A 7,773-nucleotide genomic window follows, 5' to 3' on the forward strand; every position below is an offset into this window, starting at 1 on the left:
GGGATCGAACCGCTGACCTCTTGAATGCCATTCAAGCGCTCTCCCAGCTGAGCTATACCCCCATATAACCGGAAACCCTTGATTTTACTGAGTTTCCGGGGTTTTGATTAAATTGTCATTTCCTCGCGTTGAGGGGTCGTCACATGCGGTTGCTGGCGCTCCCAGCTGAGCTATACCCCCATATAAGAGGATGCGCTGGGTATTTCTTATTCCATTTTATAAGGGAATGTATTGCCACTTCCCTGTTCAGTCTGAACCATCTCGATCGAACGCATTTGATTATACCAGACACACCTATATGTGTCAAGTATTTTTTGATTGTTACAGCGCTGTTTTGTTAGCCCGCATCAGACACAAGGCAATGAAGAGGGGGATACACGCTACTGCAACCGTTCGCAGCCCTAACAACCCGCTGCACCAGGCGCCCAGCGCCGCGCCAACGATAAAAGAGAGGATAATCCCACCATACTGGACCGCACGGCGCAGGTGATCCCGCTGACCAGTACGCAGGAATTGATACAGCTGCTCTGTGCCGCTGCGCAGATTGCCGGTACACATGGTGGTTGCAAAGGCGTTTCCATGGACCTTTCGGAAGCTCTCCACCTGGACCGCGCACACAAAGGATACCGCTACATTGGCCAGCGCATCCAAAGCTTGGGGCAGAAAGGCCACACACAGCAAAACCGCCAATTCAATACCAAGAGAGATCTGCCGCCAGTGGACCGGCTGGGCATAGCGGAATTTTCCCTTAATCAATTCCGCAGCGATAACCCCCACTGCAAAGGCCAGAATCGGTAAAAGATAGTGGAGCACACCGCCCCATTCCCCTTCTATCGCCCGCACACCCAATAAAACGATGTTGCCGGTCTGGGCATTGGCAAATACGCCGCCCCGCATCACATAGGTATAGGCGTCCAGTAATCCGCCCGCCATAGCCAGCAGCGCACCCACCCGAAAACGCTCCGACATCTGAACAGCTGTTTCCTTCTCCATCACAGGATCACTCCCCATCCAGCGGCTATCCTTTTACAAATACATTGGAACTGGCCGTCAAAGACGGCCAGTTCCTGTGTGTTCTCTCTTCTCTTAAAAAGGCAGGTTCAGTCCGCCGGTGAGCTGCTGCATGGAGGAGGCCGAATCGCTCTCCGCCGCCCGCAGAGCCTCATTTACCGCCGCCACGATCATATCCTGCAGCATCTCCACATCCTCGGGGTCCACCGCATCGGGGTCAATGGTGACGCTCTCCAGCACCCGCTTGCCGGTGACGGTGGCGCTCACCGCGCCGCCGCCGGCAGCCGCCGTGTAGGTCTTGCTCTCCAGCTCCTGCTGCATCTTCATCATGTCCTGCTGCATCTTCTGGACCTGCTTCATCATGTTCATATTCATGCCGCCGCCCATGCCGCCAAATCCACGGCTGTTGAATCCCTTTGCCATCGGTCGCAACTCCTTTATTCCTGAATAATAATGTTGTCAAACTGCTGGCCCAATGCCAACAGATCCTCTAAATTGTCATGCTCTTGTTCTCCAGCGTCAGAGACTGCGGGAGCCTGCTTTGGGGGTGCCCCCACCTTTACCACACAGCGTACCGCGCCGCCTGTCTGCGCACCAGCCAGCTTTGCCAGTGCTTCCAGCACCGCAGGGGTCCCTACCATGTTTTGGGTAAACGGGTTATCCACCCAAAGGGTCAGTGTCCCTGCGTCCAAAACACCCTGTACCGCTGACGGATTGCTCAGGAATGGATAGACCGCCGGGAATTTGCCCCGCAGTGCGGTTACCAGTCCAGGCCACAAATCCGCCAGGGCGGAAGCCTGCCGCTCAGGTGCGGGCTGGACAGAAGCCTCAGGCCGTGCGGATCGTGGGGCCTGGACCGGGGGTATAGTCTGGACCGGAGGTTCCGGCTCATACCCCACCGGCTCTCCCGGCTCCTCGGGCAACGGAGGCCGTTCCTCCTCCCAGGGCGGCAGATCCTCCGGCTGCTGTTGAATGGGCCGCTGTGTACGCTTCTGCTGGGCAGGCGGAACAGCACAGGTGGCCGGCACACCGCCTGCCAGCAACTCCTCCACCCGGGACAGCCTGGCGTTAAGACCTGCCAGACTCTCGTCCAAAGCGGGATCACACAGGCGAATCAGGCAAAGCTCCGTGTCGGTGCGGCGGTTTCCGCTGCGGGAGAGTTCTGCCAGGGTGGTCTGTAAGATGCTTAGCATCTGTACCAAACGGGGCGTCTGGAACAGGTTGGACAGCTTGCGCATGGTGTTCTCGTCGTAGCCTCCGGTTAACAGCGCCGCTCCCCCTTTGGGAGCAGTCTTGCGTACCAGAAGGTCTCGGACCAAGGCGGACAGTTCCCCCAGCAGACTGCCCATCTCCTTACCCGCGCCATACAGGCGGGCCAGGGTCTCCAGGGCAGCGGCGGTATCTCCCCCACCGATCTGCTCCAGCAGACAGGCAGTCTCCAGATTGCCTGCCAGTCCCAGGGCATCCAGCACCTCCTGTTCCCCGATAGGGCCGTCTGGGGTAGCGCACTGGTCCAGCAAAGACAGAGCGTCCCGCATACCGCCGTCGGCCAGACGGGCCAGCAGGTTGGCCCCCTCCCCTCTCAGCTCCATCCCTTCCTGCCGGGCCACATAAGCCAGCCGGGCGGCGATATCCCCCGGCAGGATGCGCTTGAATGCAAACTGCTGGCACCGGGATTTGATGGTGGCCGGGACCTTGTGGAGTTCGGTGGTGGCCAGAATGAACATCAGATGTTCCGGGGGCTCCTCCAAAATCTTCAGCAGGGCGTTGAACGCCGCGGTGGAGAGCATGTGGACCTCATCCACAATGTACACCCGCTTGCGGACGGCGGCGGGGGTATAGACCGCCTCCTCCCGCAGGGCCCGGACCTGGTCCACGCCGTTGTTGGAGGCGGCGTCCAGTTCCAGCACATCCAGAATGGAGCCGTTCTCAATCCCCAGGCAGGAGGGGCACTGATTGCAGGGGTTGCCGTTGACCGGGTGCTCACAGTTCACCGCCCGGGACAGGATCTTGGCACAGGTGGTCTTACCGGTCCCCCGCGTACCCGTAAACAGATAGGCGTGGGAGAGGCGGCCGGTCTCCACCTGCCGTTTCAGCGTGTCGGTGATATGGGACTGGCCCACCACATCGTCAAAGGTACGGGGCCGCCATTTTCGGTATAAAGCCTGGTACACACCGATCACCTCGACAGTAAAATAAAAAGAGAGAGGCGGAGGATGCGGAAAGCCGCGTCGCTTCGCCCCTCCCTCTCTTGTCCGAACCATGGCAAGACCGCACACCGGCCTTTGGAATCAGCGCTATGCCCGTTACCCTGGCAGCCGGCTCAGGAGCGGGACCCCCGCGGCACAGGTCACGGTCCGCTTAGTGCTGCTCGGTTCCCCGCCTGACACGGTTCACGGGGCGACCTTGCGCGGGACCGATCCATCATCGCTGCTTACCGGGGTCAGACGACACAACGCAGATCCGGGGGCCGGGATTCATCCCTGCTGTAGCGGGTTGCAGGTACAGGGCACCGCTAACTCCCCGACTAGTGCGGCCTTGCCGTGGACCGGACGCGTCAGCGCCGTCCGCTGGAAGGCTGTATTTGATATCATACATCATTTCCGGCAAATTATCAATATCAGTTTTCACTTTTTTTCAAAAACCTCTTTACAACCGTCTGAATTATGCTATAATACTGGAGTGTCAGGCGTTTGCCGCCTGCAAAAATAGAATATGGGCCTATAGCTCAGCTGGGAGCGCACGCGGGCCAGTTATATGCCCTCTCTTTTGGGCCGGTGGCTCACATGGCTCCCATCCGGTTCGCATCCCTTAGATTAAAACTTCATATCGTCATATGTTTGGTCCGGTGACCCACTTGGCAGTCAACCGTGACAGATATATGGGCCCATAGCTCAGTTGGGAGAGCGTTCGGTTCGCATCCGAGAGGTCGAGGGTTCGAATCCCTTTGGGTCCACCAAAAGAGAGCCATACGAACCGCAAAGCCACCATCTACATGGTCGGCGGTATGTTCGTGTTGGCCTGTCCGCTCAAAGCGGAGTAATAAAAAAAGGCTACCGTTTAGGGAATCTTCCCCTATACGGTAGCCTTTTTTATGTTTTGTAACCTATTTCGTTATTTTCTAACAAAAGCCTGCGGGATTCTAAAATAACTGCTAGAATCCAACAAAAAGGAGCATGGCTATGATTAGGATTTTACTGTCCACCCGGCTTGGCGAGCGGAGGTGGACTCAGGCTGATCTCGCCCGTGCAACGGGTATACGTCCAAACACAGTGGGGGAACTATATCATGAGTTGGCAGAGCGGATCAACCTTGAGCACATAGACTTGATATGCGAAGCCCTTGGCTGTGAGGTTTCAGACCTTCTCACCCGCGAACCAAACAGTGAGCCAAGGGTACGGAGCCGGACAGGTGCACCGATACATAACAAGAAATAAACCACTCCCCGGCCCGGACATTATTTGTCCGGGCCTTTTGTTATTTCCACAACATCTTCGATTCGGCAATTAAGGGCAAGGCAGATCCGCTCTAATACGTCAAGGGCCACATGCTGGTCTTTGTTCAGCTTCGAGAGCGTCCCGGTGCTGATGCCGGCCATCTCCACCAGTTGCATCTTCTTGAGGCCTCGGTCAACCAGTGTGTGCCACAGTGGTCGGTAAGAAACCATGAGCTCACCTCCTTTGAGCATACATTAGCACAATACTTTCAAGTTGTCAAAAGTTTTTTCTAAAAAATCAAAAATAACTGTTGACAAGACGATACTCGCGGTGTATCGTATACCCACAAGAACTCAACAGAAACAAACAATAACTTGAAAGAAACAAAGGAGAAGTTAAAAATGAAACGCCTTATCTACTCTACCTTCCGCGAGGGCTATGGTACCGACCAGGTTCGCAAGACCATGACTGTGGGCGAGCTGATTGCCTTCCTGGAGGACTACGACGAGAACACCCCGATTTACCTTGGCTTCGACAACGGATACACCTACGGTGGTATCACCGAGGGCCGTTTCGAGGAGGACTACGGAGAGGACGGCGAGGACGAATGAAGCGGGTCAAGGTCGAGTGGTGCGAAAACTTCATCAAGGCCCGGTTCACAAAGCACCACGCATTTTCGGGGCCGAATGCCGGGATCGAGGTCAACTGCTTCTGGAAGATGGCGGAAGCCTCCGGCTTATGGGAGCGCGGCACCTACGGCACTCCGATGAGCGAGGCTCTTGGGAATCTTACCACTGTGGAGACGATCCGCGGCGAAGATGGCAAGCGGCTGTTCGATGCCTTCAAGCTCAAGCCGGGTGCAGCCGGCAGAAAGGATAACTGACCTATGGAAAACAACAAGTACGATTTGCAGCGCAGAGTCCTTGCCGCCAAGTATGCGGATATCCTCCAGGGCTTCGAGGAGGCCCGAGACGACCGGCGCATCGCCTGGAACTGCTACCAACAGATCCTCACCGCCTGTGAAGCCATGCGGGATAGCGGAGTGGAAAACAACTTCATCTGCTGTGCGGTCAACAAGGACATCCGGGAGCAGGAGGCGGAGATTGACGAAATCATCACCCGGTTTACCGGCAAGGTTTACAAGGGCGCCCGATGGGTGGATATCCGGGAGAAAATGAAGGGCAAAAAATTCACCTACGACTATGTGGACTGTGTAATCGGCATTATGGTATCGAAAGAGGCGGCCCGGAAACTGCTCCGGGAACAGCTCTACGATATGCGGAACGAGCTCACCAGGGAACACTACTTCGATATGTACGAATACATCAACGCCAGAACAGCCTGACCCATCCATCAAACACAACGCCTGACCTACCGGGCCTACGGGGAGAAAGGAATTCACTATGAACAAGACCGAGTACATGAACACCATCAACGAGAAGCTGACCGCCGCCGAGGCTCTTTGCGCCGACCTCCGCAAGCTCCGTATTCTGCAGAAGCTTACCAAGGACATCCCCAACGCCGCGGAGCTGGTCTCTACCGAGGCCCTGTCCAAGACCATCACCGCCAAGGAGACCGAACTGAAGGTGGTGCGTGGGGAGCTCCAGAAGGCCCGCCGGATCGTGAAGAAGCTGGATGAAATCGAGGCCATCGAGAGCGGCACCGCCCCGGCCCCCGCGCCCAAGAAGCAGACCACGAAGAAGCCTGCGGCCAAGAAGCCCGCAAAGGCCAAGGCCGCGCAGACCACCAAGGAGCCCCAGGCCGCCGATACCGCGGCGGCCTGACTCCGGGGGGATGCAGTTCCGTGAAGATGGAAGATTACACGGTGGAGTTCTGCCCCTGGTGCTGTGAGGAGGTCGTCATCCACGCCGTTGGCATCACGGCCTGCCCGTCCTGCGGGAAACCGCTAGCCCCCTGCTCTGTGTGCTGGGACGCCCACGGTGGATGCCGGGAGCCCTGCCCGTATGGGTGCGCCGGCGCAGAGGCGGATGAACAGAAGCCAGTCACCACTCCGCCGATCACCCAGGAAGAGATTGACTTCGTTATGGCGAACTACTGAACGAGGGGGACTTGCCGTGAGCCACAAGGAAATGATTGAGAAATTCGCCAGGAAGCAGTGCGAGGGGGACCACCCGTGTCCCCGCTGTGGCCGGTGGGCCATGGACGAGAAGCCCACACGAAACGCCCTGAGCCGCCGGGCCGATGTCTATGTGTGCGACGCCTGCGGAATGCTTGAGGGGATCGAGGATATGCCCCATAATTTTAAGTTCCCGTTGTCCGCCTGGGCAATCGTGAAGAATCCAGCGGCGTTTGGGATGCCGCTGCAGCTCGTTCTGCTGGACCGCGACAGCTGGAGCCGCCCAGTCTACGAGTGCGGCGGCTGGCTGTATGTCGACGTCGACCCACGCGCGGGCCGCCAGCCGTCCATCTGTACGAAGCAGGATAACGACTTCGATGGGGAGCCCTGCGCCCCGCTCCCGGAGGGAACGGAGGTCAAGTTCATCCCCCATCGTGATATCTGGTAACCCCCGCCTGATGATGACCCACTGGGTGCGGGCCGAAACGCCCCGCTCAGGGGCGTCGCGGGAACCCGTCGGCACAGGGGAGAATTGCCGCCCCTTTTACATACACGACATCGAAAGTCGAGTAGGAGGTATGCATATGAAGCACTACACAAAAAAAGAGTGGGACAAGATGGTGGCGCAATGCCCAGGCTATTTCGGCAAATGGGAGCCAACGCCGTTTAACCTTGACCGTGTGGCAGCGGGAGAACTGCCCGCCGAATACATAGGCCGCAGGAACATGATGACCTACGAGCCTGGAACGGGGACGGTTTTGCTGACGGAAGGCGCGCATTTTACCATAGAGGAGTAACGGCCATGAGTAGAGATTGGACACGTGCCGAAATCCAAGCTGTCAGCTCCGCCATGAAGGCCAAAGGGAACATGGGCTATGAGGAATTCTGCGCCTATCTGGAGCAATGCACCGAGAAGGTCGTAATTGTTCACTTGTCCGATGGCGACACCATCACAACCAGAATTCACGGTACAGACGAGGACATCCGCGCCTATTACCGGGTCGGCTCCCGGCTCAATATGGGGATGGTTGGTGACCGACTGGTGGATATTGTCGCAGTTGATATCGTAGACCCAATTAGGAATACCCTCTGACGAGCCCATAGGCGAGTTGCAACGACCGTTTTAACAGAACGAAGGGTTAATCCACAGTCATGAATTGAACTCGTCTTACGTAACCGTAAAATCTCCCGGCGTATAAAAAGGCCGCCATCTCAGTGCGCAGGCATTGAGATGGCGGTCGGCATTTT

The 7,773-nt window shown here is 57.2% G+C and carries 13 protein-coding genes, 1 tRNA gene and 1 other RNA gene; 10 read left to right on the top strand and 5 right to left on the bottom strand.

The genetic code is table 11. The features are described from left to right. Positions 1-321 precede the first annotated feature (321 nt). The 4 genes from Q0J75_RS12030 to ffs form a co-directional block, all read right to left on the bottom strand. Entirely contained in the window at positions 322-993 is a 672-nt protein-coding gene (locus Q0J75_RS12030) for a YoaK family protein (RefSeq protein ID WP_297201640.1), read from the bottom strand. Between the two features lie 93 nt (positions 994-1,086). Next, positions 1,087-1,434 (bottom strand): YbaB/EbfC family nucleoid-associated protein, encoded by a 348-nt coding sequence (locus Q0J75_RS12035; protein WP_297201643.1) that lies wholly within the window; start codon positions 1,432-1,434, stop codon positions 1,087-1,089. 14 nt (positions 1,435-1,448) lie between these two features. Continuing rightward, entirely contained in the window at positions 1,449-3,185 is a 1,737-nt protein-coding gene (dnaX, locus tag Q0J75_RS12040; RefSeq protein WP_297201648.1) for a DNA polymerase III subunit gamma/tau, read from the bottom strand. A gap of 97 nt (positions 3,186-3,282) precedes the next feature. After that, an RNA gene (gene ffs, locus Q0J75_RS12045) (signal recognition particle sRNA large type) lies at positions 3,283-3,547 on the bottom strand. Positions 3,548-3,894: 347 nt separating this feature from the next. Between ffs and Q0J75_RS12050 the strand changes: the two genes are divergently transcribed. Together Q0J75_RS12050 and Q0J75_RS12055 are read left to right on the top strand one after the other, a co-directional pair. Then, positions 3,895-3,970, top strand: a tRNA-Ala gene (locus Q0J75_RS12050). Between the two features lie 223 nt (positions 3,971-4,193). Next, positions 4,194-4,448, top strand: a complete 255-nt coding sequence (locus Q0J75_RS12055; protein ID WP_297201651.1) for a helix-turn-helix domain-containing protein — start codon at positions 4,194-4,196, stop codon at positions 4,446-4,448. A gap of 20 nt (positions 4,449-4,468) precedes the next feature. On the opposite strand, the gene Q0J75_RS12060 is transcribed toward Q0J75_RS12055, so the two are convergent. After that, positions 4,469-4,678: a helix-turn-helix domain-containing protein gene (locus Q0J75_RS12060; protein WP_297201655.1), complete on the bottom strand. Its 210-nt coding sequence runs from the start codon at positions 4,676-4,678 to the stop codon at positions 4,469-4,471. A gap of 171 nt (positions 4,679-4,849) precedes the next feature. Between Q0J75_RS12060 and Q0J75_RS12065 the strand changes: the two genes are divergently transcribed. The 8 genes from Q0J75_RS12065 to Q0J75_RS12100 all read left to right on the top strand — a co-directional run bounded on the left by Q0J75_RS12065 (position 4,850) and on the right by Q0J75_RS12100 (position 7,618). Continuing rightward, complete coding sequence (locus tag Q0J75_RS12065) at positions 4,850-5,059, top strand: hypothetical protein (RefSeq protein WP_297201658.1); 210 nt, start codon at positions 4,850-4,852, stop codon at positions 5,057-5,059. Beyond that, the gene (locus Q0J75_RS12070) at positions 5,056-5,331 is read left to right on the top strand and encodes a hypothetical protein (RefSeq protein WP_297201660.1); all 276 of its coding nucleotides are present in this window, start codon (positions 5,056-5,058) and stop codon (positions 5,329-5,331) included. The genes Q0J75_RS12065 and Q0J75_RS12070 overlap by 4 nt, the downstream gene beginning before the upstream one ends. Positions 5,332-5,334: 3 nt before the next feature. Beyond that, positions 5,335-5,793 (top strand): hypothetical protein, encoded by a 459-nt coding sequence (locus tag Q0J75_RS12075; RefSeq protein WP_297201663.1) that lies wholly within the window; start codon positions 5,335-5,337, stop codon positions 5,791-5,793. A gap of 58 nt (positions 5,794-5,851) precedes the next feature. After that, on the top strand, positions 5,852-6,232 hold the full coding sequence (locus Q0J75_RS12080) for a hypothetical protein (protein ID WP_297201666.1): 381 nt from the start codon (positions 5,852-5,854) through the stop codon (positions 6,230-6,232). A gap of 20 nt (positions 6,233-6,252) precedes the next feature. Then, positions 6,253-6,507 carry a hypothetical protein gene (locus tag Q0J75_RS12085; RefSeq protein ID WP_297201669.1) on the top strand — a complete coding sequence of 85 codons (255 nt, stop codon included), beginning with the start codon at positions 6,253-6,255 and terminating at the stop codon, positions 6,505-6,507. Positions 6,508-6,523: 16 nt separating this feature from the next. Then, complete coding sequence (locus Q0J75_RS12090; protein ID WP_297201671.1) at positions 6,524-6,973, top strand: hypothetical protein; 450 nt, start codon at positions 6,524-6,526, stop codon at positions 6,971-6,973. A gap of 136 nt (positions 6,974-7,109) precedes the next feature. Continuing rightward, entirely contained in the window at positions 7,110-7,322 is a 213-nt protein-coding gene (locus Q0J75_RS12095) for a hypothetical protein (RefSeq protein ID WP_297201674.1), read from the top strand. Positions 7,323-7,327: 5 nt separating this feature from the next. Continuing rightward, complete coding sequence (locus Q0J75_RS12100; RefSeq protein ID WP_297201676.1) at positions 7,328-7,618, top strand: hypothetical protein; 291 nt, start codon at positions 7,328-7,330, stop codon at positions 7,616-7,618. Positions 7,619-7,773: the final 155 nt, after the last annotated feature.

It is taken from the genome of uncultured Flavonifractor sp., assembly GCF_944385615.1.
GTDB lineage: Bacteria > Bacillota > Clostridia > Oscillospirales > Oscillospiraceae > Flavonifractor.